General features: G+C 70.9%; 28 protein-coding genes and 1 pseudogene. 10 read left to right on the top strand and 19 right to left on the bottom strand.

The genetic code is table 11. The annotated features are described in order from the left end of the window. Nucleotides 1–150 precede the first annotated feature (150 nt). The 4 genes from mctP to nagB form a co-directional block, all read right to left on the bottom strand. Nucleotides 151–1761: a monocarboxylate uptake permease MctP gene (gene mctP, locus ACGFT1_RS20530; RefSeq protein WP_373910365.1), complete on the bottom strand. Its 1611-nt coding sequence runs from the start codon at nt 1759–1761 to the stop codon at nt 151–153. After that, nucleotides 1758–2033 (bottom strand): DUF3311 domain-containing protein, encoded by a 276-nt coding sequence (locus ACGFT1_RS20525; protein ID WP_373910364.1) that lies wholly within the window; start codon nt 2031–2033, stop codon nt 1758–1760. The genes mctP and ACGFT1_RS20525 overlap by 4 nt, the downstream gene beginning before the upstream one ends. A 125-nt stretch (nt 2034–2158) precedes the next feature. After that, a complete protein-coding gene (locus tag ACGFT1_RS20520) occupies nt 2159–2923 on the bottom strand; it encodes a GntR family transcriptional regulator (protein ID WP_361996244.1) in 765 nt (254 codons plus the stop codon). Between the two features lie 232 nt (nt 2924–3155). After that, nucleotides 3156–3941, bottom strand: coding sequence for a glucosamine-6-phosphate deaminase (gene nagB, locus ACGFT1_RS20515; protein WP_373910363.1), 786 nt, complete (start codon nt 3939–3941; stop codon nt 3156–3158). A gap of 539 nt (nt 3942–4480) precedes the next feature. Between nagB and ACGFT1_RS20510 the strand changes: the two genes are divergently transcribed. Beyond that, on the top strand, nt 4481–5947 hold the full coding sequence (locus ACGFT1_RS20510) for a sensor histidine kinase (RefSeq protein WP_373910451.1): 1467 nt from the start codon (nt 4481–4483) through the stop codon (nt 5945–5947). A 214-nt stretch (nt 5948–6161) separates the two neighbouring features. Here the strand turns inward: ACGFT1_RS20510 and ACGFT1_RS20505 are convergent, their stop codons facing one another. Both ACGFT1_RS20505 and ACGFT1_RS20500 read right to left on the bottom strand, forming a co-directional pair. After that, nucleotides 6162–6419, bottom strand: a complete 258-nt coding sequence (locus ACGFT1_RS20505) for a WhiB family transcriptional regulator (protein WP_003992873.1) — start codon at nt 6417–6419, stop codon at nt 6162–6164. 320 nt (nt 6420–6739) lie between these two features. Beyond that, on the bottom strand, nt 6740–7708 hold the full coding sequence (locus tag ACGFT1_RS20500; RefSeq protein WP_373910362.1) for a diacylglycerol kinase family protein: 969 nt from the start codon (nt 7706–7708) through the stop codon (nt 6740–6742). A 136-nt stretch (nt 7709–7844) separates the two neighbouring features. Between ACGFT1_RS20500 and ACGFT1_RS20495 the strand changes: the two genes are divergently transcribed. Further along, entirely contained in the window at nt 7845–8297 is a 453-nt protein-coding gene (locus tag ACGFT1_RS20495) for a hypothetical protein (protein WP_373910361.1), read from the top strand. A 17-nt stretch (nt 8298–8314) separates the two neighbouring features. On the opposite strand, the gene ACGFT1_RS20490 is transcribed toward ACGFT1_RS20495, so the two are convergent. From ACGFT1_RS20490 to ACGFT1_RS20480, 3 genes are all read right to left on the bottom strand, one after another. After that, nucleotides 8315–9475, bottom strand: a complete 1161-nt coding sequence (locus tag ACGFT1_RS20490) for an RNA polymerase sigma factor SigF (protein WP_373910360.1) — start codon at nt 9473–9475, stop codon at nt 8315–8317. 17 nt (nt 9476–9492) lie between these two features. After that, nucleotides 9493–9909, bottom strand: coding sequence for an anti-sigma regulatory factor (locus ACGFT1_RS20485; protein ID WP_009190566.1), 417 nt, complete (start codon nt 9907–9909; stop codon nt 9493–9495). A 293-nt stretch (nt 9910–10202) separates the two neighbouring features. Continuing rightward, the gene (locus ACGFT1_RS20480; RefSeq protein ID WP_373910359.1) at nt 10203–10463 is read right to left on the bottom strand and encodes a UBP-type zinc finger domain-containing protein; all 261 of its coding nucleotides are present in this window, start codon (nt 10461–10463) and stop codon (nt 10203–10205) included. Nucleotides 10464–10524: 61 nt separating this feature from the next. On the opposite strand from ACGFT1_RS20480, the gene ACGFT1_RS20475 reads away from it, so the two are divergent. Further along, complete coding sequence (locus ACGFT1_RS20475) at nt 10525–12108, top strand: Na+/H+ antiporter (RefSeq protein WP_373910358.1); 1584 nt, start codon at nt 10525–10527, stop codon at nt 12106–12108. On the opposite strand, the gene ACGFT1_RS20470 is transcribed toward ACGFT1_RS20475, so the two are convergent. Further along, on the bottom strand, nt 12105–13010 hold the full coding sequence (locus ACGFT1_RS20470) for a 1-aminocyclopropane-1-carboxylate deaminase/D-cysteine desulfhydrase (RefSeq protein ID WP_373910357.1): 906 nt from the start codon (nt 13008–13010) through the stop codon (nt 12105–12107). The two genes, ACGFT1_RS20475 and ACGFT1_RS20470, sit on opposite strands and share 4 nt — an antisense overlap. 109 nt (nt 13011–13119) lie before the next feature. Then, nucleotides 13120–13713 (bottom strand): N-acetylmuramoyl-L-alanine amidase, encoded by a 594-nt coding sequence (locus ACGFT1_RS20465; RefSeq protein WP_373910356.1) that lies wholly within the window; start codon nt 13711–13713, stop codon nt 13120–13122. Nucleotides 13714–14019: 306 nt separating this feature from the next. Here ACGFT1_RS20465 and ACGFT1_RS20460 point away from each other — a divergent pair, with 306 nt between their 5' ends. The 4 genes from ACGFT1_RS20460 to ACGFT1_RS20445 all read left to right on the top strand — a co-directional run bounded on the left by ACGFT1_RS20460 (nt 14020) and on the right by ACGFT1_RS20445 (nt 17528). Then, nucleotides 14020–15426: a family 2B encapsulin nanocompartment shell protein gene (locus ACGFT1_RS20460; RefSeq protein WP_373910355.1), complete on the top strand. Its 1407-nt coding sequence runs from the start codon at nt 14020–14022 to the stop codon at nt 15424–15426. 112 nt (nt 15427–15538) lie between these two features. Continuing rightward, nucleotides 15539–16684: a family 2 encapsulin nanocompartment cargo protein polyprenyl transferase gene (locus ACGFT1_RS20455; RefSeq protein WP_373910354.1), complete on the top strand. Its 1146-nt coding sequence runs from the start codon at nt 15539–15541 to the stop codon at nt 16682–16684. A 241-nt stretch (nt 16685–16925) separates the two neighbouring features. Continuing rightward, complete coding sequence (locus ACGFT1_RS20450; protein ID WP_373910353.1) at nt 16926–17120, top strand: hypothetical protein; 195 nt, start codon at nt 16926–16928, stop codon at nt 17118–17120. A 75-nt stretch (nt 17121–17195) separates the two neighbouring features. Beyond that, complete coding sequence (locus tag ACGFT1_RS20445; RefSeq protein ID WP_373910352.1) at nt 17196–17528, top strand: DUF952 domain-containing protein; 333 nt, start codon at nt 17196–17198, stop codon at nt 17526–17528. 51 nt (nt 17529–17579) lie between these two features. Here ACGFT1_RS20445 and ACGFT1_RS20440 read toward each other — a convergent pair whose 3' ends face one another. From ACGFT1_RS20440 to ACGFT1_RS20425, 4 genes are all read right to left on the bottom strand, one after another. After that, nucleotides 17580–17996, bottom strand: a complete 417-nt coding sequence (locus ACGFT1_RS20440; protein ID WP_373910351.1) for a VOC family protein — start codon at nt 17994–17996, stop codon at nt 17580–17582. Between the two features lie 35 nt (nt 17997–18031). Then, nucleotides 18032–18433 (bottom strand): helix-turn-helix transcriptional regulator, encoded by a 402-nt coding sequence (locus ACGFT1_RS20435; RefSeq protein WP_373910350.1) that lies wholly within the window; start codon nt 18431–18433, stop codon nt 18032–18034. A 311-nt stretch (nt 18434–18744) separates the two neighbouring features. After that, a complete protein-coding gene (locus ACGFT1_RS20430) occupies nt 18745–19167 on the bottom strand; it encodes a hypothetical protein (protein WP_373910349.1) in 423 nt (140 codons plus the stop codon). 390 nt (nt 19168–19557) lie between these two features. Beyond that, a complete protein-coding gene (locus tag ACGFT1_RS20425) occupies nt 19558–19752 on the bottom strand; it encodes a peptide deformylase (RefSeq protein WP_373910348.1) in 195 nt (64 codons plus the stop codon). On the opposite strand from ACGFT1_RS20425, the pseudogene ACGFT1_RS20420 reads away from it, so the two are divergent. After that, nucleotides 19738–19908: pseudogene (locus ACGFT1_RS20420) on the top strand (site-specific integrase); the annotation flags it as partial. The gene ACGFT1_RS20425 and the pseudogene ACGFT1_RS20420 sit on opposite strands and share 15 nt — an antisense overlap. Nucleotides 19909–19915: 7 nt before the next feature. Here the strand turns inward: ACGFT1_RS20420 and sodN are convergent. After that, nucleotides 19916–20311, bottom strand: coding sequence for a superoxide dismutase, Ni (sodN, locus tag ACGFT1_RS20415; protein WP_373910347.1), 396 nt, complete (start codon nt 20309–20311; stop codon nt 19916–19918). A gap of 145 nt (nt 20312–20456) precedes the next feature. On the opposite strand from sodN, the gene sodX reads away from it, so the two are divergent. Beyond that, nucleotides 20457–20891 carry a nickel-type superoxide dismutase maturation protease gene (gene sodX / locus ACGFT1_RS20410; RefSeq protein ID WP_373910450.1) on the top strand — a complete coding sequence of 145 codons (435 nt, stop codon included), beginning with the start codon at nt 20457–20459 and terminating at the stop codon, nt 20889–20891. On the opposite strand, the gene ACGFT1_RS20405 is transcribed toward sodX, so the two are convergent. After that, nucleotides 20795–21424 (bottom strand): ABATE domain-containing protein, encoded by a 630-nt coding sequence (locus ACGFT1_RS20405; RefSeq protein WP_373910346.1) that lies wholly within the window; start codon nt 21422–21424, stop codon nt 20795–20797. The genes sodX and ACGFT1_RS20405 overlap by 97 nt on opposite strands. 100 nt (nt 21425–21524) lie before the next feature. Here ACGFT1_RS20405 and ACGFT1_RS20400 point away from each other — a divergent pair, with 100 nt between their 5' ends. Beyond that, entirely contained in the window at nt 21525–22283 is a 759-nt protein-coding gene (locus tag ACGFT1_RS20400) for a trans-aconitate 2-methyltransferase (protein WP_373910345.1), read from the top strand. Between the two features lie 88 nt (nt 22284–22371). On the opposite strand, the gene ACGFT1_RS20395 is transcribed toward ACGFT1_RS20400, so the two are convergent. Together ACGFT1_RS20395 and ACGFT1_RS20390 are read right to left on the bottom strand one after the other, a co-directional pair. Continuing rightward, complete coding sequence (locus ACGFT1_RS20395; RefSeq protein ID WP_373910344.1) at nt 22372–23178, bottom strand: amino acid ABC transporter ATP-binding protein; 807 nt, start codon at nt 23176–23178, stop codon at nt 22372–22374. After that, entirely contained in the window at nt 23175–24110 is a 936-nt protein-coding gene (locus ACGFT1_RS20390; protein WP_373910343.1) for an amino acid ABC transporter permease, read from the bottom strand. The genes ACGFT1_RS20395 and ACGFT1_RS20390 overlap by 4 nt, the downstream gene beginning before the upstream one ends.

The following is a 24110-nucleotide window of genomic DNA, read 5'->3' as shown; positions in this document are numbered from 1 at the left end:
GGGCGCGGGGCGGCGGTCCTCGAGGGGTGCGGGCCACCGGGGAGGGCGCGTGGCGGCGGTGCGCCGGTGCGCGGGCGCGGGTACGGCAGCGGGCCGCCGGAGGGTGACCTCCGGCGGCCCGGCGGGGTGTGGGTGCTCTCTGCGGGAACCTCAGTGGGCGGCGCCCGCGGTGGCCGGCGGCAGCTCCACCTGGACGCCCGGGTCACCCGCGTCGGCCGTGTAGTCCTCCGGCCTGGTCTCGTCGACGCCCTCGGGGGCCTTGACGGCCTTCAGGACGAAGGTCGCGACCACGGTCACCAGGACGTTGAGGACGAACGCCGTGAGGCCGATGTAGCCGATCTCACCGATGCCGGGGATCTCCTTGGCGTTGCCGCCGAAGTGCTTCTGCGTCGGCGAGGCGATCCCGTAGGCGGCCAGCGTGCCGTAGACCATGCCGACCGCCCAGCCGGCGAGCAGTGCCCAGCGGTGGAACCAGCGGGTGAACAGGCCGCCGACCAGGGCCGGGAACGTCTGGAGGATCCAGATGCCGCCGAGGAGCTGGAAGTTGATGGCGACCGTCTTGTCCATGGTGAGGACGAAGGCCAGGGCGCCCACCTTCACCAGCAGCGACACGATCTTGGAGACCCGGGTCTCCTGCTGCGGCGTGGCGTCCGGCTTGATGAAGTCCTTGTAGATGTTGCGGGTGAAGAGGTTCGCCGCCGCGATGGACATGATGGCCGCGGGCACGAGCGCGCCGATGCCGATCGCCGCGAAGGCCACGCCCGCGAACCAGTCCGGGAACATGTCCTCGAACAGCTGCGGGATCGCCAGCTGCCCGTTGGTGACCTTGACCCCGGCCGCGATCGCCATGAAGCCCAGCAGCGCCAGCAGGCCCAGCATGAGGGAGTACAGCGGCAGGATCGTGGTGTTGCGGCGGATCACCTCACGGCTCCTGGACGACAGGGTCGCGGTGATCGAGTGGGGGTACATGAACAGGGCCAGCGCGGAGCCGAGGGCCAGCGTGGCGTACGTCCACTGGCCCCCGGGAGCCGGCACGACCCCGCCCACGCCCGTGGCCGAGAACTTCTCGCCGGCCTTGGCGAAGATGTCGTCGAACCCGCCCAGCTTGACCGGGATGTAGATGATCGCCACCGCGATGACGATGTAGATCAGCGTGTCCTTCACGAACGCGATCAGGGCCGGGGCGCGCAGACCCGAGGAGTAGGTGTAGGCCGCCAGCACACCGAAGGCGATCAGCAGCGGCAGGTCCTTCACGAACCAGTTGGTGTTCTCGCCGCCGCCGACGCCCATCACGTCCAGCACGGCCTGGATGCCGACGAGCTGGAGCGCGATGTACGGCATCGTCGCCAGGATGCCGGTGACGGCCACCGCCAGCGACAGCCCCTTGGACCCGAACCGTCCGCGCACGAAGTCGGAGGTCGTGACGTACCCGTGGCGGTGCGAGACCGACCACAGCCGGGGCAGGAAGGTGAAGATCAGCGGGTACACCAGGATCGTGTACGGCACCGCGAAGAAGCCGGACGCGCCCGCCGCGTAGATCGCTGCCGGGACGGCCACGAAGGTGTACGCCGTGTACAGGTCGCCGCCGAGCAGGAACCAGGTGACCCAGGTGCCGAAGGACCGGCCGCCCAGGCCCCACTCGTCCAGGGTCTGCTCGTTGTCGGTCCTGCGCCAGCGCGCGGCCAGGAAGCCCATGACCGTGACGGCCAGGAAGAAGAAGATGAAGACGCCGAGCGCGACGCCGTTGACGCCGTCCTTCACTTCGCCGCCTCCTCGTCCCGGCCGGCGGCGGACCTGCCGCGGGCACGCTGGTCGCGCTGCCACAGCTGGTACGCGAGCATCGTGAGCGCGGTGGAGATCAGCACCCAGAGCATCTGGTACCAGTAGAAGAACGGGATCCCGACGAACGTGGGGTCCGTATCGGCGTAGGAGCCGACCCACAGCATCGCCACGAAGGGCGCGACGAGACACAGGGCGATCACCACCCTGGCCGGTGTCACCACCGGTGGCCTCACTTCAGGCGTTTCGGACATGCCACGGCTCCGTCCCCTCGCTGATCACCTGTGTAATGCGCAGGCAATCTAGGTGACGGCGTCGTACCAGTGGAAGCCCTCGTCCGCATGTCGGTATATCGATTCGGCGAACGCGGCACCCCGTCCTACTCCACGGGCCGCTTCAGCCGTGCCACGAACTTGTACCTGTCCCCGCGGTACACCGAGCGCACCCACTCCACCGGATGGCCGCTGCGGTCCAGGGAGTGCCGGGAGAGCATCAGCATCGGCAGGCCCACGTCGGTGCCGAGCAGCCCGGCCTCGCGCGGGGTGGCCAGGGAGGTCTCGATGGTCTCCTCGGCCTCGGCGAGGTGGACGTCGTAGACCTCCGCGAGCGCGGTGTACAGCGAGGTGTACTTCGCCAGCGACCGCCGCAGGGCCGGGAAGCGCTTGGCCGACAGATGGGTGGTCTCGATCGCCATCGGCTCGGCGTTGGCCATGCGCAGCCGCTCGATGCGCAGCACACGGCCGCCGGCGGTGATGTCGAGCAGCCCGGCGAGCCGGTCGTCGGCCGTGACGTACCCGATGTCCAGCAGCTGCGAGGTCGGCTCCAGGCCCTGGGCCCGCATGTCCTCGGTGTAGGAGGTGAGCTGGAGCGCCTGGGAGACCTTGGGCTTGGCCACGAAGGTGCCCTTGCCCTGGATGCGTTCGAGCCGGCCCTCCACGACCAGTTCCTGGAGTGCCTGGCGGACCGTGGTGCGGGAGGTGTCGAACTCGGCGGCCAGGGTGCGCTCGGGCGGGACCGGCGTGCCCGGTGCCTGCGTCTCCGTCATGTCGAGCAGATGCTTCTTCAAGCGGTAGTACTTGGGCACGCGCGCGGTACGGACGGTCGTGCCGGTTTCGTTCTCCGCACTGCTGACGTCGGTGCTCATGCTCTGCCTTCCCGGCTCCGAGTGCCGAAAGCGACCGACGTCCCATCGGCCACGGCACACATCGTGGCACGGGTTGCCGTGTCGGGACTCCCCCCGCACGCTCCGTGATCCCCTCTGTATACCGTCGCGCCCCCCGTTGGTCTAGTCCATCGCGGGCGCCGGAGACCGCGGGTGGCGGCGTGCCCGTCTCCCCCTCGCACGCCTCCCCGCCTCCCGTACCCCTCTTCCCCGGCTAGATCCCCTGCCACTCCGGCTTGCCGGCGTACGCGTGCCGGAAATAGCCGGCCAGCTTCAGCTTGGACGCGGCGGCCTCGTCGACGACGACCGTGGCGTGCGGGTGGAGCTGGAGCGCGGAGGCCGGGCAGACCGCCGCGACCGGACCCTCGACCGTCGCGGCGACCGCGTCCGCCTTGCCCTCGCCCGTGGCCAGCAGCACCAGGTGCCGGGCCTCCAGGATGGTCCCGATGCCCTGGGTGATGACGTGGTGCGGAACCTGCTCGATGTCGCCGCCGAAGAAGCGGGCGTTGTCGATGCGGGTCTGCTCGGTCAGCGTCTTGATCCGGGTGCGGGAGGCGAGCGAGGAGCACGGCTCGTTGAACCCGATGTGCCCGTCGGTGCCGATGCCGAGCAGTTGCAGGTCCACCCCGCCGGCCTCGACGAGCGCACGGTCGTACGCCTCGCACGCCGCCTGGACGTCCTCCGCCGTGCCGTCCGGTCCCACGAACGCGTCCATGCCTATGCCGAGCGGCTCCAGCACCTCGCGGCGCAGCACCGAGCGGTAGGACTCCGGGTGGTCGGCGGGCAGGCCCACGTACTCGTCGAGCTGCGCTATCCGCGCGTGGGAGGCGTCCACGGCACCGGAGCGCACCTTGGCGGTCAGCGCCTGGTAGACGGGCACCGGGGTCGAGCCGGTGGCCACGCCGAGCAGCGCGGCGGGCTTGCGTCGCAGCAGCTGCGCCATGGCCTCGGCGATCAGCTCGCCGCCCGCCGCGGAGTCCGGGACGATGACAACTTCCACGCTGGGCCTGCCGTTCTGAAGGGGGCTGTATCCGTCTCCATGTGGTTTAGACCAATCTAGCAGAATCGGTGTTCCCGGGCGCGGGGGGAAAGGGACGGGGCCGAGGGGGGACGGGGGTGTGCGGCCGCGTCCCGGCAGGGCCGTGACGCCGCGAGCCGGGGGGAGCCGGAGGTCCTCCTGGAAATTGCCGTCGCCATCCGGCCCCACGAGTGACCCGGGCGGGCTAGGCTCTCTGGCATCGCGTGCCAGTGGTCCGCGGCGTTCGCCCCCACCATGGACACGCCCTCATGGTCTAGTCCACAATCCAAGAGAACAGGTCTCCGTCTTCCCCGCACAGGAAGGCGGACCGAGGAACCGGGCTCTCTGCCCTGACTGTCCCGGCTCCTCGACCTTCGGCCGACCGGGACCGCACACCCCACGGCCGATGATGCTCCGGGCTGCGGTGCCGGGAGGGTTGAGGGTCCCTTCCAGGCGCCGCGGCCCGCGGGTGTTTTTCGGCCACCCGTGAGGCCCCGGGTACGCTCGCACACGTGCCCTCCATGAACGAACTCGTACGCCAGCACACCGCCCTCGACGACTCCGATCTCGAGTGGCTCCACCTGCTGGTCTCGGAGTGGCAGCTGCTCTCCGACCTCTCCTTCGCCGACCTCGTCCTGTGGGTCCCCACCAGTGACGGCACCCGGTACGTGTCGGTCGCCCAGATGCGCCCCAACACCGGCCCCACCTCCTACCAGGACGACATGGTCGGCCACCTGGTCCCCCGCGGCCGGCGGCCCATGCTGGACGCGGCGCTCGACGAGGGCCGGATCGTGCGCGAGGGCGACCCGGAGTGGCGCGAAGAGGTCCCCGTACGGGTCGAGTCCATCCCCGTACGCCGGGAGGGCCGCGTCCTCGGTGTGATCGCCCGCAACACCAACCTGCTCACCGTCCGCACGCCGAGCCGGCTGGAGCTGACCTACCTCCAGAGCGCCTCCGACCTCGCGCAGATGATCGCCGCCGGTTCCTTCCCGTTCCCCGACCAGCAGGTCGACATGGACGCCTCCCCGCGTGCCGGTGACGGCCTGATCCGGCTGGACGCGGACGGCATCGTCCAGTACGCCTCCCCGAACGCCCTGTCCGCCTACCACCGCCTCGGTCTCGCCGCCGACCTGGTCGGTCACCACCTCGGCCGCACCACCGCCGAACTCGCCCCCACCCGGGGGCCGGTGGACGAGGCGCTGGCGAAGGCGGCCAGCGGCTGGGCGCCGCGCGAGTTCGAGATCGAGGCCCACGACGGGGTCATCCAGTTCCGGGCCATCCCGCTCAAGCCCAAGGGGACCCGCATCGGTTCACTGGTGCTGTGCCGGGACGTCACCGAACTCCGCCGTCGCGAGCGTGAACTGATCACCAAGGACGCCACCATCCGGGAGATCCACCACCGGGTGAAGAACAACCTCCAGACGGTCGCCGCCCTGCTCCGGCTCCAGGCCCGGCGCATCGACTCCGAGAGCGGCCGGGAGGCGCTGGAGGAGGCGGTCCGCCGAGTCGGCTCCATCGCCATCGTCCATGAGACGCTGTCTCAGAATCTGGATGAGCGGGTGGAGTTCGACGACATCGCCGACCGGGTGCTCGCGATGGTCGCCGAGATCTCCCCGGGCAAGGTGGCCGGCCGGCGCACGGGACGGTTCGGCATACTCGACGCCGAGGTGGCCACCCCGTTGTCGATGGTGCTCACCGAGGTGCTCCAGAACGCGCTGGAGCACGGCTTCCGCGAGGGCGACACGGGCACGGTCGAGGTCTCCGCGGTGCGCGGGGGTACCACCAAGGAGGCCCGCCTCCTGGTCACGGTCCAGGACGACGGTGTCGGTCTGCCCGCGGGCTTCGACCCGCACAAGTCGGGCAACCTCGGGCTCCAGATCGTACGGACGCTCGTCGAGGGCGAGTTGGGTGGGACCTTCGACATGGTGCCGGCGCCGGGGCGGGGGACACGGGTGATCCTGGATGTCCCGGTGCGCGCGGACAAGTGAGCCCGGTCGCCTCGCCGGCTGGCGCGCCCCGGCCGCGCGGGGGACCGGGGACAGCAAAAAGCCCCGGACCGCCATTGGTCCGAGGCTGATGCTCGTTGCTGCTCCGCTGTGTCGCTAAGCGCATCGGGGGATACTGCGCGCTGCGGCTCGGGGGCGGGAGAAGCGTGCGTGCTGCACGCGCCGCCAAGCTCAGGCCGTCAAGAGGGGTGGGATGTCAGGCAGAGGCCTGACGGGCCCGGTTGCGGGCGGCGCGGCGCTTCATGGCACGGCGCTCGTCCTCGCTGAGACCACCCCAGACGCCGGAGTCCTGACCGGACTCGAGCGCCCACTGCAGACACTGCTCGATCACCGGGCAGCGGCGGCAGACGGCCTTGGCTTCCTCGATCTGCAGCAGCGCAGGACCGGTGTTGCCGATGGGGAAGAAGAGCTCGGGGTCTTCCTCGCGGCAAACGGCGTTGTGACGCCAGTCCATGGCTGCTACCTCTCCTTGGTATTACGTGCGGATTGCTTGTGAATGTGAACGCTTTCACGAATCCCTCAACAAGTGAAGGGCCGATCGCCGAGTCTCCCCGGCGTGGTCCTGTGGATTGAAGAGGGGTTCTGATGATCAGTGGAGGCCGGTGTTGCGGGCCGTCCCGATCGCCACGTAGAGACTCGCAAACCTCGGCGGCGGATACAACCCCTTCCTGAAGATTTTTTTTGATTCCTCGGTGTCGACTAGGTCACAGCCGTACTTCTATGGGGTGGATCCTGGCCTAAACGTTCGAGTGAAAGGACTTTCGCCCGTTCCGCTCACACAATCACACGCAGTGCACGGCGTACGCCTGTGAACGTCACGCTCGTACGCAGCCCCAGATGGTCACCGTCCATCTGAAGGGGCAGGGGCGCCTTCGAATGCAAGGTGAACTGGTCCAGATCGTGCAGCGCGACGGCGTGCTTGCCATGGGGTCCGCGCTCGGGGGACGAAGCGAGCAACTGGGTGCCATACCGGACAACCGCAGCCGTCGACAGGCGGCTGAGACCGAGCACGTCGATGCCGGCGTCGAACGACGCCCTGGGGGACGTGTACATGGGGCGATTGCCGAGATACGTCCACGGGGACGTGTTCGAGACTATGGCGACCACGAGATCTTCGACCGGGTCCGCGCCCGGTCGTTCCAGCGTGATCGTGCCGTGCCGGCGGTTCGACTCACCGACGAACTGCCGGACCACCTGGCGGACGTAGAGCGCGTGCGTCGACTTCTTCCCGCGCTCGCGCTGCTGCTCGACCCGCCCCACCACGCCCGCGTCGAACCCCAGCCCGGCGTTGAAGGTGAACCAGCGGGCCGGCACCGCCTCGTCCTCGGTGCCCCGCGGACCCGAGGTCAGACCGAGGCCGACGATCCGCTCGCTGCCCTGGCGCAGCGCGTCCAGCAGCGCGCCGGTGGCCTCGACCGGGTCGTTGGGCAGGCCCAGGGCGCGGGCGAAGACGTTCGTGGAACCCCCGGGGACGACCGCCAGACCGGGCAGCCGCTCCGGGGCGGGGCCGGCGTGCAGCAGGCCGTTGACGACCTCGTTGACCGTGCCGTCACCGCCGAGCGCCACCACCAGGTCGATGTCGTCGCTCTCCGCCGCCTGCCGGCCGAGGTCGCGCGCATGGCCGCGGTACTCGGTGGTGACCGCCTCCAGCTTCATCTCGCTCGCCAGCGCGTGGATCAGGACGTCACGCCTGCGTGCGCTTGTGGTGGTTGCCGCCGGATTGACCACGAGAAGTGCACGCATGCATGGCAGCGTACCTACTGGGGGGTATTCATCCCAGACCGAGGTAGGGAAGCGGTAAGAAGCCGGGGGGTGAGCCTGGACACCCGGAGGTGGCGGGCCCCGCCGGGGGCGGCAGGGGGCGGGCTACCCTGCTGGGGTGAGCAGTCAGCAGAACCCCGCCCCGGACACCACCGAAGCCGCCGCGGCCACGGAGCCGCGCCCGCGCCGGCTGACGTACGCGGCGGCACTGGCCGCGCTGGAGGGGGCCGCCCTGGTGGGCGGCGGTCTGTGGGTGCTCGTCCGGGCGCTCACCGGCGATCCGGACGGCCGGCAGCAGGCCGTGACCCTCGGCATCACCCTGGTCGTCCTCGCACTGCTGCCGCTGCTCGCCGCGCGCGGTCTGCTGCTGCGGCGCGGCTGGAGCCGGGGTCCCGCTGTGATAACGCAGCTGATGGCGCTCCCGGTGGCCTACAACCTGCTCCAGGCCGACAGCGTGGCCATCCCGGTCGGCATCGTCCTCGCGGTGGTCGCCGTGGCGGCCCTGGTGCTCCTGGTCAACAGCGAGACGACCCGGGCCCTCGGGATCAAGGGACCGGGCCGGGCCGAGTAGGGCTCACGCCGTGGGGCTCACTCCTCGACCAGGAGCTTCTCCCGCAGCTGGGCCAGGGTGCGGGCCAGCAGCCGGGAGACGTGCATCTGGGAGATGCCGACCTCCTGCGCGATCTGCGACTGCGTCATGTTCCCGAAGAAGCGCAGCAGCAGGATCCGCTTCTCGCGCGGCGGCAGGTCCTCCAGCAGCGGCTTGAGGGACTCCCGGTACTCCACGCCCTCGAGCGCCTCGTCCTCCGCGCCCAGGGTGTCGGCGACCGCCGGGGACTCGTCGTCGGTGTCGGGGACGTCCAGGGACAGCGTGGAGTACGCGTTCGCCGACTCCAGGCCCTCCAGGACCTCCTCCTCGGAGATGGCGAGCTTCTCGGCCAGCTCGTGCACCGTGGGGGAGCGGCCGTGCAGCTGGGACAGCTCGGCCGTCGCGGTCGTCAGCGCCAGCCGCAGCTCCTGCAGCCGGCGCGGCACCCGCACCGCCCAGCCCTTGTCGCGGAAGTGCCGCTTGATCTCGCCGACCACCGTCGGGGTGGCGTACGTGGAGAACTCCACGCCGCGCTCCGGGTCGAACCGGTCGACGGACTTGATCAGACCGATCGTGGCGACCTGGGTGAGGTCGTCCAGCGGCTCGCCGCGGTTGCGGAACCGGCGCGCCAGGTGCTCCACGAGAGGCAGATGCATACGGACCAGCTGGTTGCGCAGTTCCGCGTACTCCGCGCTGCCCGCGTTCAGCTTGCGCAGCTCCACGAACATCGCCCGTGCCCCGCTGCGGTCGTGCGGGGTGTGCTGCGTGATGTGCGGTACGGCAGGCACGGCCTCCGCGGCCGGTGCGTCGTCATCGGCGTGTCGCCCGTGCTCGCTCATCGTCCCGCCCGTCGCCCTTCCCCGAGCCCTCGCTCCCGCGTGGCCTGCGGCGCCGGCACCACCGCGTGCCGGTGGCGGCGCGGCCGGCACGGCACCGTCGCCGCCGGCCGGTGCGGAGCCGTCCTCCGGGTGCGGTCTGGCCTGCTCGGGGATGCCGTCGATGCCGTCCGCCATGCGCCGGGAGCCGTCCCGGGGGCCCTGCCCCGGGGTGTCGGCTCCGGTGTCACTCTCGACTGCGCCCGAGCGGGGGGACTCCCATGACCAGGGGGCACCCTCGTCCCCGGTCGGCCGCTCCCGCGTGCCGCGCTCTTCGTCCCGCACCGGCCCGTCCCCGTTCCTCACGCCGGCCCGGGACCCGCGCCGCGCTGTTTGTAGAGGCTGATCGACACCGTCTTGTCCTCGTCGACGGCGGACGAGACCTTCCCCGCAAGGGCGGACAGCACGGTCCAGGCGAAGGTGTCCCGCGAGGGCGCGTGGCCGTCGGTGGTCGGCGCCGACACCGTCACCTCCAGCGAATCGTCGACGAGCCGGAAGACGCAGCTGAGCACCGAGCCCGGCACGGCTTGCTGGAGCAGGATCGCGCAGGCCTCGTCCACGGCGATGCGCAGGTCCTCGATCTCGTCCAGGGTGAAGTCCAAGCGGGCCGCCAGACCGGCCGTGGCCGTCCGCAGCACCGACAGGTAGGCACCCGCCGCCGGCAGCCGGACTTCCACGAAGTCCTGGTTCGCCGCGGGCTCGCCTGCGATCTGGGACACCCTCACCTCCATGGTGGTACAAGCTTTACGGGGCCGAGGGTCGCCCCCCGGGGTAACGCGTACGAGTTCAACCGGTGACGCTATCGCGCTCCGAACATTCCTGTCCCCGGGACCCCAACCCCCTGACGTCACTCACAGTAAAGCTGTGGATACGCTCCGTGTCTAGGGGGTCTGCGGGCCCAAATGAAAAGAGCGCGCGCCGGGTTGACGTACCCAGGCGTCACCTGCTCGAACCGTCGCGCGGCGACCGCCACATGCAGTGTCACACGAGAACGCCCCCGGACGGGAAACGCTCACACGAGGACGTGGTCCACGAAGCACCACTGCCAGTCCTCGCCGGGCTCGAACGTCCGCATCACCGGATGGCCGGTCCGCTCGTGGTGCTCCGTCGCGTGACGTCCGGGCGAGGAGTCGCAGCAGCCTACGTGGCCGCAGCTGAGGCACAGCCTCAGCTGCACCGGGTGTGTGCCGTCGCGCAGGCACTCCGGGCAGGTCTCGCCGAGCGGTTCCGGTTCCGGGTGCGGCAGCGCGTCGGCGTGCGTGCACTGTTTCATGATTGCCAGATTACGACGCACGTGCGGGTGACCGCGCGGAATACGAGGGTGGGCGAGGACCATGGACGTGATGCCCCTGCTGTTGCTGGTGGCGGGCAGCGCCGCGGTGGCCGCGGCGGCCCGGCGCACCCCGGTGCCGGCGCCCCTGCTGCTGGTCGCGGTGGGGCTGGTGGTCTCGGGCATCCCCGGGGTGCCGTCCTACACCCTCGATCCGCACATCGTGCTGCCCCTGCTGCTGCCCCCGCTGCTCTACACCTCCGCCAGTGACAGCTCCTACCTCAGCCTGCGCGCCCAGCTGCGGCCGGTGGCGCTGCTGTCCGTCGGCTACGTGCTCTTCGCGACCCTGGTCGTCGGCTGGGCCGCCTACCTGATCGTGCCCGGACTGCCGCTGCCGGCCGCGCTGGTGCTGGGCGCGGTCGTGGCACCGCCGGACGCGGTGGCCGCCACGGCGGTCGCGCGCCGGGCCGGCCTGCCCTCCCGGGTCACCACCATCCTCCAGGGCGAGTCCCTGCTGAACGACGCCACCGCGATCACCGCCTACAAGGTGGCGCTCGGCGCGGCGGTCGGCGCGGGGGTGACCTGGGCGGGCGGGATCGGTGAGTTCCTGCTCGCCTCGGTCGGCGGCGTGGGGATCGGCCTGGTCCTCATGGCGCCGCTGCACTGGCTGCGCACGCACCTGACCGAACCCCTCCTGCAGAACACCCTCTCCCTGCTGATCCCGTTCGTCGCCTACGGAGTCGCCGAGCAGGCCCACGCCTCCGGGGTGCTCGCGGTCGTGGTCGTCGCCCTCTATCTCGGCCACCGCGCCTGGGAGGTCGACTTCGCCACCCGGCTCCAGGAGGAGGCGGTGTGGAAGATGGTCGCCTTCGTGCTGGAGTCCGCGGTCTTCGCCCTGATCGGTCTCCAGCTGCCGATCGTCCTCAAGCGGCTCGGCGAGTACGAGGGCGCCTCCGCGGCGGGGTACGCGTTCGCCGTCTTCCTGGTCGTCGTCGTGACCCGGTTCGTCTGGGTCTATCCGGCCGCCTTCCTGCCCCGGATGATGTCGGCGCGCATCAGGGAACGCGAGGAGAACCCCACCTGGCGGGGCGCGATGGTCACCTCGTGGGCCGGCATGCGCGGTGTCGTCTCCCTGGCGATCGCCTTCGCCATCCCGCCGACCATGGCCGACGGGCCGCGCAGCCTGGTCCTCTTCCTGACCTTCACCACCGTCATCGGCACCCTGGTCGTCCAGGGCGTGACCCTGCCGCCGCTGATCCGGCTGCTGCGCTTCCCCGCCCGCGACCGGCAGGCCGAGACCCTCGCCGAGGCCAACGCCCAGGCCCAGGCCTCCCGGGCCGCCGACAGGCGCCTGGACGAACTCCTCACCGACGAGCGCAACGCCCTGCCGCCGCCGCTCGCCGACCGGCTGCGCACGGTCCTGGAGCGCCGCCGCAACGCCGTCTGGGAGCGGCTCGGCCAGGTCAACCCGGTCACCGGCGAGTCCGTGGACGACACCTACCGCCGGCTGTCCCGCGAGATGATCAGCGCCGAACGCGAGGTCTTCGTCAAGCTGCGCGACCACCGCCACATCGACGACGAGATGCTGCGCGCCCTGCTCAGGCGCCTGGACCTGGAGGAGGCGGCGGCCTACCGCGAGGCCGGTTAGCGCCCGCCCTCCGGGTCCGGCCGCCCGGTCACCACCGCGGCGATCGTCGTCCCGCGCGCGAAGGCGCCCTCCTCCGTCAGGGTGAGGAGTCCGTACAGCAACTTGGCGACATAGAGACGCTCCACGAGCAGTCCGTGCCGCTGCTCGAAGTCCTGTGCGAATGCCAGCAGTTCCGGTGTCGTACGGGCGTAACCCCCGCAGTGGAAGCGGTCGGCCAGGGACCAGGTGCCGCTGCGGGCGCCGAACGCACACTCCTGGAGGGCCCGCACGGCGCCCTCCAGGAAGCCGCCCCTGAGAACCGGTACGCCGAGCGCGCGCTGCGCGGGCGACAGCCCGGCGGCCAGGCCGGCGAGGGTGCCGCCGGTGCCGCAGGCGACCGCGACGACGTCCGCGTGGCCGCGCAGCTCCTCGCCGAGGGCGCGGCAGCCGCGCACCGCCTCGGCGTTGCTGCCGCCTTCGGGGACGACGTACGCCCCTTCGGCACCGGCCGCGCGCAGGATGGCGGCCAGGGTGTCCGGCTCGGTCTTGCGCCGGTACGTCGCTCTGTCCAAGAAGTGCAGGCGCATGCCGTCGGCCGCGCACCGGGCCAGGGACGGGTTGAGGGGACGGCCGGCCAGCTCCTGGCCGCGGACCATGCCGGTCGTCGGCAGGCCGAGCAGCCGGCCTGCCGCGGCGGTGGCCCGCAGGTGGTTGGAGTAGGCCCCGCCGAAGGTGACCAGCGGGCGGCCGTGCGCCGCCGCGATGTTCGGCACCAGCTTGCGCCACTTGTTGCCGACCAGCTCCGGGTGGAGGAGGTCGTCCCGCTTGAGCAGCAACCGCACCCCGCGCCGGGCGAAACGGTCGTCGTCCACCTCGTGCAGCGGGGAGGGGAGGCGGGGGGCGAGTGGGTCGGAGCTGGTCACGGCCCCATTGTCGCCCGGCCCGGCCCGGGCGCGGGCCGAGGGTGACGAAGCCGGACGGGACCGCGCTCCGCGGGGCGGGGCGCCGCGGCCCCGCCACCGTGTCAGCCCTTCAGTCCTTCAGCCGTTCCCGCACCCGCTCCCTCAGCCACGCCATCGTGAACCCCCGCGGATCCACCTTGCCCGGCTGCCACTCCAGGTGGCCGATGACCGACCGTTCCGTCCACCCGTGGTACCGGCACACCGCCGCGGAGACCCGTTCGATCGCGTCCAGCTGCGCCTGTGGCCAGGGGTCCTCCCCGTCGCCGAGGTTCTCGCACTCGAAGCCGTAGAAGTACCGGTTGCCGTCGGTGTTCGCCTCGTTGTCCGGCGGCAGGCCCCTCTCGGCGATCACCGCGCGCAGCACCTCGTCGTCGCCGAGCCCGGCGTGGTTGGCGCGGCCGTAGCCGACCAGGTGGACCGTGCCGTCCTTGGTGATCACGCCGTGGCACAGGGGCCCCGGCAGCGCCGGATAGCCGTCGCGGCACAGCTCCACCGTGCCCGCGCTGCCCCGGGTGACGGTGTGGTGGATCATCACGCCGTGGACGGGCCCCCAGGGTCCCTTGTGGTTGCGGTTGTGGTGCTGCCAGTCGCCGACCTCGACGACCGGGACGCCCTCCGCCCGCAGCGCGTCCAGGAATCCGCTCGCCGACATGGGTGGGGCCATGACCGACTCCTTCGTGCCGTGCCCGTCCGGCCGCCGGTCGCGGCCGATCCGTTCTGCGTGCTTCTACCGAAACCGGACGTCCGGGGACACATGGTTCGTACGCTGTGCGAGCCGATTCGGACAGGCGGCGTATCCCGGGGGCATCGGGGAGGGTTGGGGAAAGTCCCTCATTGTGCCCAGTAGTGCGATGATCCATTCCCCCTCTTTCGGGTAATGGTGAGACCACACACCGTGATGAAAGGCTCGGACCCGAGACCGGTGCTCCGTGCGACAGGGCACCGGGCATACCTGGGAGGGCATTTCTCTATGTCGGTAGGCGAAGAGGTCCGCACGGATCAGGGCAGGCCGCAGCAGTCCCTCGGGACAGCGGCAGCGCGGAACCTGGCCACCACCACCAAGTCCGTTCCGCAGATGCAGGAGATCAGCTCCCGCTGGGTGCTGCGCACGCTTCCCTGGGTGGACGTCCAGGGCGGCACGTACCGGGTGAACAGGCGGCTGACCTACGCCGTCGGCGACGGCCGCGTCACCTTCGTGAAGACCGGTGACCAGGTGGAGGTCATCCCGGCCGAACTGGGTGAGCTGCCGGTCCTGCGGTCGTACGAGGACGAGGAGGTGCTCACCGAGCTGGCCCGGCGCTGCCGCCGGCGTGACTTCGCTCCGGGTGAGGTCATCGCCGACTTCGGGAACCCGACGGAAGAGGTCTATCTGCTCGCCCACGGCAGGGTGTCGAAGGTCGGCACGGGTCCGTACGGTGACGAGGCCGTCCTCGGTGTCCTCGCCGACGGCGCCTACTTCGGCGACCAGGCGCTGGTCGACCCCGACTCCATCTGGGAGTACACGGCCCGCGCGGAGACCGCGACCACGGTGCTGGCCCTCAGCCGCCAGGACTTCGAGCAGGTCGCCGAACGCTCGGACACCCTGCGGGGACACCTCGACCAGGTGCGCTCGCTCCCGCGGCAGCGCACCAACAAGTACGGCGAGAAGGAGGTCGAGCTGGCGGCCGGCCACTCCGGCGAGCCCGACATCCCGCACACCTTCGTCGACTACGAATCCAGGCCGCGCGAGTACGAACTGAGCATCGCCCAGACCGTGCTGCGCATCCACTCGCGCGTGGCCGACCTGTACAACCAGCCGATGAACCAGACCGAGCAGCAGCTGCGGCTCACGGTCGAGGCGCTCAAGGAGCGCCAGGAGCACGAGCTGATCAACAACCCGGAGTTCGGTCTGCTCAGCAACTGCGAGTACGACCAGCGGATCCAGCCGCACGACGGGGGGCCGTCCCCGGACGACATGGACGAACTGCTCAGCCGCCGCCGCAGCACCAAGCTGTTCCTCGCCCACCCGCGCGCCATCGCCGCGTTCGGGCGCGAGCTGAACAAGCGCGGACTGGTCCCGGAGACCATCGACATCGGCGGCAACCGCATCCCCACGTGGCGCGGGGTGCCGATCTACCCGTGCAACAAGATCCCGGTCAGCGAGGCCCGTACGACCTCCATCCTCGCGATGCGTACGGGCGAGGCCGATCAGGGCGTCATCGGCCTGCGTCAGTCCGGCATCCCGGACGAGATCGAACCGAGCCTGTCCGTGCGGTTCATGGGCATCAACGAGCAGGCCATCATCAAGTACCTGGTGACGGCCTACTACTCGGCCGCCGTCCTGGTGCCCGACGCGCTCGGTGTGCTGGAGAACGTCGAGATCGGCCGGTGGGGGTGACGTCTGCCCACGTCGCGGCCGTGTCTCCGCCGGCACGGGCCGGCAGGCCCTGGGGGTACGCGTCCGGGCGGGCCGGCGACACCGGCTCGCCCGGACCTGGCGAGGGGGAACGATGGCCGAGTTCATGACCGAGACCGGAAAGCGTGCCCCCGGGGTGCCGCGTCCCGGCGCACCGGGGGAGCGGCGCGAGAGAACCGGGGAGGCCCCCGAGGGACCGCCCGACGGGCACGAGGCGACGGCGTTACTGGAGCGCACCCGCGCACTCGTCGACCCGGAGCTGCGCGCGGCCGTCGAGTCGCTGCCCGGCTCCCTGCGCCGGATCGCGCTCTACCACTTCGGCTGGCAGCAGGCGGACGGCACGCCGGGGGCGGGCAACCCGGGGAAGGCGATGCGGCCCGCGCTCGTCCTCGCGGCCGCCGCCGCGCTCGGTGGACCGGCGGCCCGGGCGGCGGCCGTCCGCGCGGCGGTGGCGGTCGAACTCGTGCACAACTTCACGCTGCTGCACGACGACGTGATGGACCGGGACACCTCCCGGCGGCACCGCCCCACCGCCTGGACCGTGTTCGGCGACGCCGACGCGATCCTCGCCGGGGACGCGCTCCAGGCGCTGGCGCTGCGGCTGCTCGTCGAGGATCCGCACCCGGCCGCCGTTCCGGCCGTGGCCCGGCTCGCGGGCTGTGTCGTGGAACTGTGCGCCGGCCAGCAGACCGACAGCGAACTGGAGCGCCGCGCCCCGGACGCGGTGACCCTGGACGAGGTCCTCGTCATGGCCGAGGCCAAGACCGGAGCCCTGCTGGGCTGCGCCTGCGCGCTCGGCGCGCTGTATGCGGGCGCCGACGAGGGCGAGGTGGCCGCGCTGGACGGTTTCGGCCGCCAGGCCGGCCTCGCGTTCCAGCTCATCGACGACGTGATCGGCATATGGGGAGACCCGCAGCGCACCGGCAAGCCCGCCGGCGCGGATCTCGCGGCCCGTAAGAAATCACTGCCCGTCGTGGCGGCGCTGACCTCCGGCACCCCCGCGGCGGCCGAACTCGCCGCCCTGTACGCGAGGCCGCACCTGGAGGCGGAGGCCGAGGCCGGGGAGATCGCGCGGACGGCACTCGCGGTGGAACGGGCCGGCGGCCGGGACTGGGCGCAGGCCGAGGCGGCGGACCGGATGGCCCGCGCGATGCAGGAACTGGCCCGCGCGGTCCCCGTACCCGAGGCGGCGGGCGGTCTGCTGGCACTCGCCGAGTTCGTGACCCGGCGGAACAACTGAGGCTGCCCTCCGGCAGCCCCGCCGAATCCGGAGCCCCCCGTGGCCGTGCGGCTCCTGATCCCGCACGGTCGCCGGGCCTCCGGTCGGGCGGGCCCCGCACACTCCCACTGTGCGCGGGGCCCGCCGCATGCCCGGTCGACACCGAGCGCCCTGCGCGTCTTCCGCGCCCCCGGCAACGGCACGTTCGTGCGGCCGTACGGCGCGGGAAGCGCCGCGGCCGCCGCCGTCCTACCCTGAGGGCATGGACAGCGAACAACCCGTCTGTCCCGTCTGCGGACAGCCCGTCGACATGGTCGTCAGGCGGCACAAGACCCTGGGCGCCTGGGTGCCGGTGTGGACCCCCGGCCCGTGCCACAGCCCCGACTGCGCCTCCGGTCCCGGCCTGGCCCGTCCCGACCCGGCCCGTCCCGCCCGGCCGCGGGGCAGCGGTCCATAGAATCCGTCGGCGCCCGGCGCGGGGAACAGTGCCGTCCGAGCACGAGGGGGACCGGGGGCGCCGTAGCGTGGGCGCATGCCGAAACTTCCGCACATCCTGCATGTCACCGAGCGCTCCCTGTGGGAGGCGGCGCGTGAGAGTGGCACCTACGAGATGTCGACCCGGGGCCGCACCCTCCAGGAGGAGGGCTTCATCCACTTCTCCACCCGGGCACAGCTCCCGCGCATCGCCGCCTTCCTCTACGGCGACTACGACGGACCGGATGAAGTGGTCGTCCTGGTCGTGGACCCCGCCCGGGTCGGGGCGCCCGTGCGGTACGAGGCCGCCGAACCGGGCGGGGAGGAGTTCCCGCACGTGTACGGGCCGGTACCGGTCACGGCCGTGGTGGACGTGGAGCCCTGGGGCTGAGACGGCAGGGGACCCGGTGGCGCCCGTCCGGGAGCCGTCCCGCGCGGGAGATCAGCGCGTAGGTCGCTCCAGGAAGCGGAGCTGGTTGCCGGCCGGGTCGCGGAACGCGCAGTCGCGGACCCCGTACGGCTGGTCCGTCGGCTCCTGGAGGACGTCGCCGCCGGACTCTCGGACCCTCTCGTACAGCGCGTCGCAGTCGGGGGTGGTGAAGATGACCCCGCGCAGCAGGCCCTTGGCGAGGAGCTCGTTCAGTGCCTGCTTGTCGGCGGGGGAGGCGTCGGGGCTGGCGTCCGGCGGCTCCAGGACGATCTCCACATCGGGCTGGAGCGGGGAGCCCATCGTCACCCAGCGCATCCCCTCGAAGCCCACGTCGTTGCGGATCTCCAGGCCCAGCACATCGCGGTAGAAGGCGATGGCCTTGTCGTGGTCGTCCACCGCGATGAAGCACTGCGCGAGTTTCACGTCCATGGGCTCAGCCTAGAACCGCGGCGCGCGCCGCGCCTTCAGTACAGGCGGCGCCGCGGCCGGGTCAGCCGACGGGCCACGCAGGACGGGATCACCGCGCTCTCCTGGTGGTCGCGGGCCCGGTAGGCGCTCGGGGTCTCACCGACCAGCTCGGTGAACCGGGAGCTGAAGGAGCCGAGCGAGGTACAGCCGACGGCGAGGCACACCTCGGTCACGGTGAGGTCGCCCCGGCGCAGCAGTGTCTTGGCCCGCTCGATGCGACGGGTCATCAGATAGGTGTAGGGCGTCTCCCCGAACGCCTTGCGGAAGCTGCGCTGGAAGTGCCCCGGGGACATCACGGCGTCGCGGGCCAGCCCGGTCATGTCGAGCGGTTCGGCGTACTCGCGGTCCATCCGGTCACGCACCCGGCGCAGCCGTCTGAGGTCCTCCAGCGCGGTCATCCCCTCAGCCTCCCACAGCACCGCCTCCGCCCTCCACGGGGCGGAAAAAGACCGCACCCGGTCCGTCGCGGACGCCGGGTTCGGCGCGCTGCGGACCGGGTGCGGACGGGAGGACCGGGCGAGCGGCACATCGCGGGCCGGCCGGCGTGATCGGAGGATCAGGCCTTCTTGGTCTCCTAGTAATGGGTCGGGTCGGTGACCTGCGGCGATGACCGCTGCAGGTGGCTGACCCGGCCTTTTACCGTTTGCTGGCGATGGGGTGCGACGGTCCCGATCGACTGTCCTGCGGACTGTGTGCGGACTGCCCCGGCTTACAGATCATCGTCGTCGACGGGTTCTGGTTCGCGGATGTAGGCGAGGTCCAGCACGTAGCGCTCGGTGACCGGGGGGGGGTGTTCCACGCCTGGGTGAGATGGTCTTCGTAGGTGTCGTCGGTGGGGTGGTCGAGCGTCGTTGCGTAGTAGTCGGCCGTCGCCTGCCGGTTCTCCCACGCTCGGGCGGGGCAGAGTCATCTCCCCTGCGGGGCCGTATTCCAGTTGGTTGACGACGAGGACGCCGGTTTCCGACTCGATGCTGACAGGGACGTGGCCTTCGGCCTTGGCGGGCGGGTCGGGGGCGATGTCCCACACGCGAAGGGCGACCTCGACCTTGATGTCGGGTTGCAGGCTGCGGATGCACAAGTGGTAACCGTTGCCGGCGACCACCTGCCGGCGGCCAGCGGCCATGGTCGTCATCGCTGCTTCAGGAACCGCCGGTTGCCGCTGCCAACGAAAGCCGACGGGATCGGCTGATCCGTCAGCACGGAAAGCCCCCGCTCAACATGCGGTGATCACCGGCAAGCCGAGGGAGGGGGGAGCGCCCTGGTGGGCCGCTCCCGTCCTTGGATGTGTAGCGGTCAGCCCGCATCGGGCGCAAACTCGTGCCGCTGACACCTGTGCCTGCGTCTGCAAGCGCAGAACATTTCGAGCATGCCCACCGCATGCCCAAGCGCGGTGTCCTGCTTGGCGCCTCAACCGCTCGATCTGGTGAGCACACGGCCGCCGCTCCGAGGGGAAGCCATCGACTGGAGCTGCGCGAGCGGACCGTGCCTGACCGGCGCTCGGTCGGATGCGGGTCTCGGGCGGTCAGGCACGGTCGTAGGCCCAGGCCCGGCCGGTCTGCCGGTACTCCTCCACGGGAATCGGTTCGACGCCGACGCGCATGCGGGCGGTGTACAGCAGGCCATCGAGGTGATCGATCTCGTGGTGGATGAGGCGGGCGAGGCCGCGTTCGTAGACCGTGGTGACGCTCTCGCCGGTCAGGGCGTCGTCCTCGGCCACGCGTCCGCCGTCATCACGCTGCGGATCTACGCGCACCTCTGGCCGGGCGAAGAAGACCGCACCCGGCCCGTCATGGACGCCGTGCTCGGCGGCCTGCGGACCGGGTGCGGACCGGAAGACCAAACGACCAAGAAAATCGCAGGTCAAACGGCATGATCACAGATCAAGCCTTCTTGGTCTCCCAGAAGATCTTGTCGATCTGCGCGATGTAGTCGAGCGCCTTCTGACCCGTCGCCGGGTCGGTGGACGCCTTGGCGGCCGAGAGGGCCTTCAGGGTGTCGTTGACCAGCTGGTGCAGCTCCGGGTACTTCTCGAAGTGCGGGGCCTTGAAGTAGTCGCTCCAGAGTACGGAGACGTGGTGCTTCGCCAGCTCCGCGCGCTGCTCCTTGATGATGGTGGCACGCGTCTGGAAGTGAGGGTCGTCGTTACCGGCCATCTTCTCCTGGACGGCCTTCACCGACTCCGCCTCGATGCGGGCCTGGGCCGGGTCGTACACGCCGCAGGGCAGGTCGCAGTGGGCGCTGACCTTGACCTTGGGGGCAAACAGGCGGGAAAGCATGGAGCATTCCTTCCTCGTGATCGTCTTCTCAGGTGCGACATTACTCCCTGAGGAACCGGTTTTCGTGAGTGCCCCCTAGGGCTTAGGACGAAAGTCCAGGGTGAGACTGGGACCGGTGGAGGAACGGACCGGGGAGGTGCCGGGGATGCCGGAGCTGTCGCGGGAGACCGAGCGGGGCGGGGCCGTGGCGCCCTTCGGGCTGGCCGAGGTGACCGGCCCGTCCATGGTGCCCACGCTGCACCACGGGGATCGGCTGCTGGTGCGGTACGGGGGTGCGGTCAGGCCGGGGGACGTCGTGGTCCTGCGTCATCCCTTCCAGCAGGACCTGCTGGTCGTCAAGCGGGCCGTGGAACGGCGTGAGGGCGGCTGGTGGGTGCTCGGGGACAACCCGTACGCGGGCGGCGACAGCACCGACTACGGGGTCGTACCGGAGGACCTGGTGCTGGGGAAGGCCCTGCTGCGGTTCCGGCCGCCGCGGGCCGGTCAGCGCTCGCCGCTGACGCTGCTGCGCTGGGCACTCTCGGCGGCGAGGCCCTTGCTGCCCGACCGGTCGGCCTCCAGGCGCTTGCGGGCCCGGTAGGCGGCCACGTTGGCGCGGGTGGCGCAGCGGTCGGAGCAGTAGCGCCGGGAGCGGTTGGTGGAGGTGTCGAGGTAGGCGTTGCGGCACGGGGCCGCCTGGCACAGGCCGAGGCGGTCCACGCCGTACTCGGTGAGGTGGAAGGCCAGGCCCATCGTCGCGATCGCCGCGTAGCCGGCGGTGGCGTTGGAGGGGTGGTCGGCCAGGTGCATGTGCCACAGGGGGCGGTCGTCCTCGTCGCGGTGGTCGTGCCCGGAGATCTGGGGGCTGACCGGGAACTCCAGCAGCAGCGAGTTCAACAGGTCCACGGCCAGGGTCTCGTCGCCGGTGTCGGCGGCCTCGAAGACCGAGCGGAGCCGGGCCCGGACCGAGCGGAAGCGGGTGACGTCGGCGTCGGTGGCGCGACGGGCCGCCGACGCGTTGGCACCGAAGAGGTCGCGGACGGCCTCGACCGAGGTCAGGGAGTCCTTGCCCCGGGCCGGCTCCTCGCTGTTGACGAGGCGTACGGCGTAATCCGAGTAATAGGCCAGTTCCACTTGTAGTCCTTACCAGGGCGCTTTATCGTCATGTCTGCGGTCGGGTAATAGCCGGTCGTGCTTCCAGGGTATTACGCGAACCGAGGGGAGTCGGGGTGCCATGACCACGGACACCGGTACGGACTGGGCCGCCTGGCAGGAGAGCTGGGACCGGCAGCAGGAGGGCTACATGCCCGATCGGGAGGAACGCTTCCGGATCATGCTGGACATGGTCGAGGCGCTGGTCGGCACGGCCCCGCGCGTCCTCGACCTCGCGTGCGGCACCGGCAGCATCACCGCGCGGCTGCTCAGGCGGTTCCCGCGGGCCACCAGCACCGGCGTCGACCTCGACCCGGCGCTGCTCACGATCGCGCAGGGCACCTTCGAGGGCGACGACCGCGTCTGTCTCGTCACCGCCGACCTGAAGGACCCCGACTGGCCGGAGCTGCTGCCGTACGACTCCTACGACGCCGTCCTGACCGCGACGGCCCTGCACTGGCTGCACAGTGAACCTCTCGCGGCCCTCTACGGTCAGGTCGCGGAGCTGGTCCGCGACGGCGGCGTCCTCATGAACGCCGACCACATGATCGACGACACCACGCCCCGGATCAACGCGGCGGAGCGCGCGCAGCGCCACGCCCGCATGGATCAGGCCAGGCAGGACGGTACCCCGGACTGGGCCGAGTGGTGGCGGCTGGCGGCCGCGGACCCGGCCCTCGCCGAACCGACCGCCCGTCGTTTCGCGATCTACGGCGAGCACGCGGACGGCGACACCCCGTCGGCCGCCTGGCACGCGCGCGTGCTTCGCGAGAAGGGGTTCGCCGAGGCCCGTCCGGTGTGGTGCTCACCGTCGGACACCCTGCTGCTGGCGGTGAAGTGACACCCGGGCGGTGACGGCGCGGGGCTGCCGCGGCCTCGCGGAGGAGAGGGCGGTACGGCCACGGCCGTACCGCCCTCTCCTCGCGTGTCTACAGCACCTTCGACAGGAAGGACTGCGTCCGCTCGTGCTGCGGGTTGCTCAGGACCTCCCGCGGATGGCCGGATTCCACGACCACGCCGTCGTCCATGAACACCAGGCTGTCGCCCACCTCGCGGGCGAAGCCCATCTCGTGGGTGACGACGACCATGGTCATCCCGGACTCGGCGAGGTCCCGCATGACGTCCAGGACGTCACCGACCAGCTCCGGGTCCAGGGCCGAGGTCGGCTCGTCGAACAGCATCAGCTTCGGGTCCATCGCCAGCGCCCGGGCGATGGCCACGCGCTGCTGCTGGCCGCCGGAGAGCTGCGAGGGGTAGTGCCCGGCCCGGTCGGCCAGGCCCACGCGCTCCAGCAGCTGCACGGCTCGTTCCCGGGCCTGCGTCCTGCTGGTGCCCCGCACCTGAACCGGCGCCTCCATGACGTTGTCCAGGGCCGTCATGTGCGGGAACAGGTTGAAGCGCTGGAAGACCATGCCGATGTCCCGGCGCTTCATGGCGACCTCGCGGTCGCGCAGCTCGTACAGCTTCTCGCCCTGCTGGCGGTAGCCGACCAGCTCGCCGTCGACGTACAGCCGTCCGGCGTTGATCTTCTCCAGGTGGTTGATGCACCGCAGGAAGGTCGACTTGCCGGAGCCGGAGGGGCCGATGAGGCAGAACACCTCGCCCGGCTTCACCTCCAGGTCGATGCCCTTGAGCACCTCCACGTGGCCGAAGGACTTGTGGACGCCCTCCGCCCTGACCATCGGGACGGTCCCCGCGGCCGGGGTGTCCTGCGTCTTGTTCAGCTTGTCGGTCATGCCATGCCACCCTTCGGCCGGCCCAGGGAGAGCATGTTCGTCCTGACCTTCTGCCACGGCGTCGGTGGCAGCTGGCGGCTGGAGCCGCGGGCGTAGTAACGCTCGACGTAGTACTGGCCGACGCTCAGGACCGAGGTCATGATCAGGTACCAGGCCGCGGCGAGGAAGTACATCTCCACCGGGGCACCGGAGTTCTGGCCGATGTCCTGGGCGTAGCGGAACAGTTCGGGGTACTGGACGGCCGCCACGAGCGAGGTCGTCTTCAGCATGTTGATCACTTCGTTGCCCGTCGGCGGCACGATCACGCGCATCGCCTGCGGGATGATCACCCGGCGCAGCGTCTTGCCCTGGCTCATGCCGAGCGCGTGGGCCGCCTCGGTCTGGCCCTCGTCCACCGCGAGCAGACCGGCCCGGCAGATCTCGGCCATGTATGCCGCTTCGTTCAGACCCAGGCCGAGCAGCGCCGTCAGCAACGGCGTCATGAAGTTGGACCAGTAGTCCTTGTAGAGCGGCATCAGGTTGATGTACTCGAAGACCAGGCCCAGGTTGAACCAGAGGAACAGCTGGACCAGGACCGGGGTGCCGCGGAAGAACCAGATGTAGAACCAGGCGATCGACGAGGTCACCGGGTTCTTCGACAGCCGCATCACCGCCAGGACGATGCCGCCGACGATGCCGATCACCATGGACAGGACCGTCAGCAGCAGGGTCTTGCCGACACCGGTCAGGATCCGGTCGTCGAAGAAGTAGTCCGGTACCGCGTGCCAGTTGATCCGTCCCTGGCTGAACGCGTAGATGATCGCGACGAGGATCGCGATCGCGATGACGGCGGAGACGTACCGCCCGTAGTGCCGGACCGGGATGGCCTTGATGGCCTCCGCGCCGGCCGGGGGCGTGCCCTTCGGGCCCGCCGTCTTGTCGATGTCAGTCAC

The organism is Streptomyces sp. Y20 (assembly GCF_043195475.1).
In the GTDB taxonomy this organism is placed as follows: Bacteria; Actinomycetota; Actinomycetes; order Streptomycetales; family Streptomycetaceae; genus Streptomyces.
This window is presented reverse-complemented; position numbering and strand designations above follow the sequence as displayed.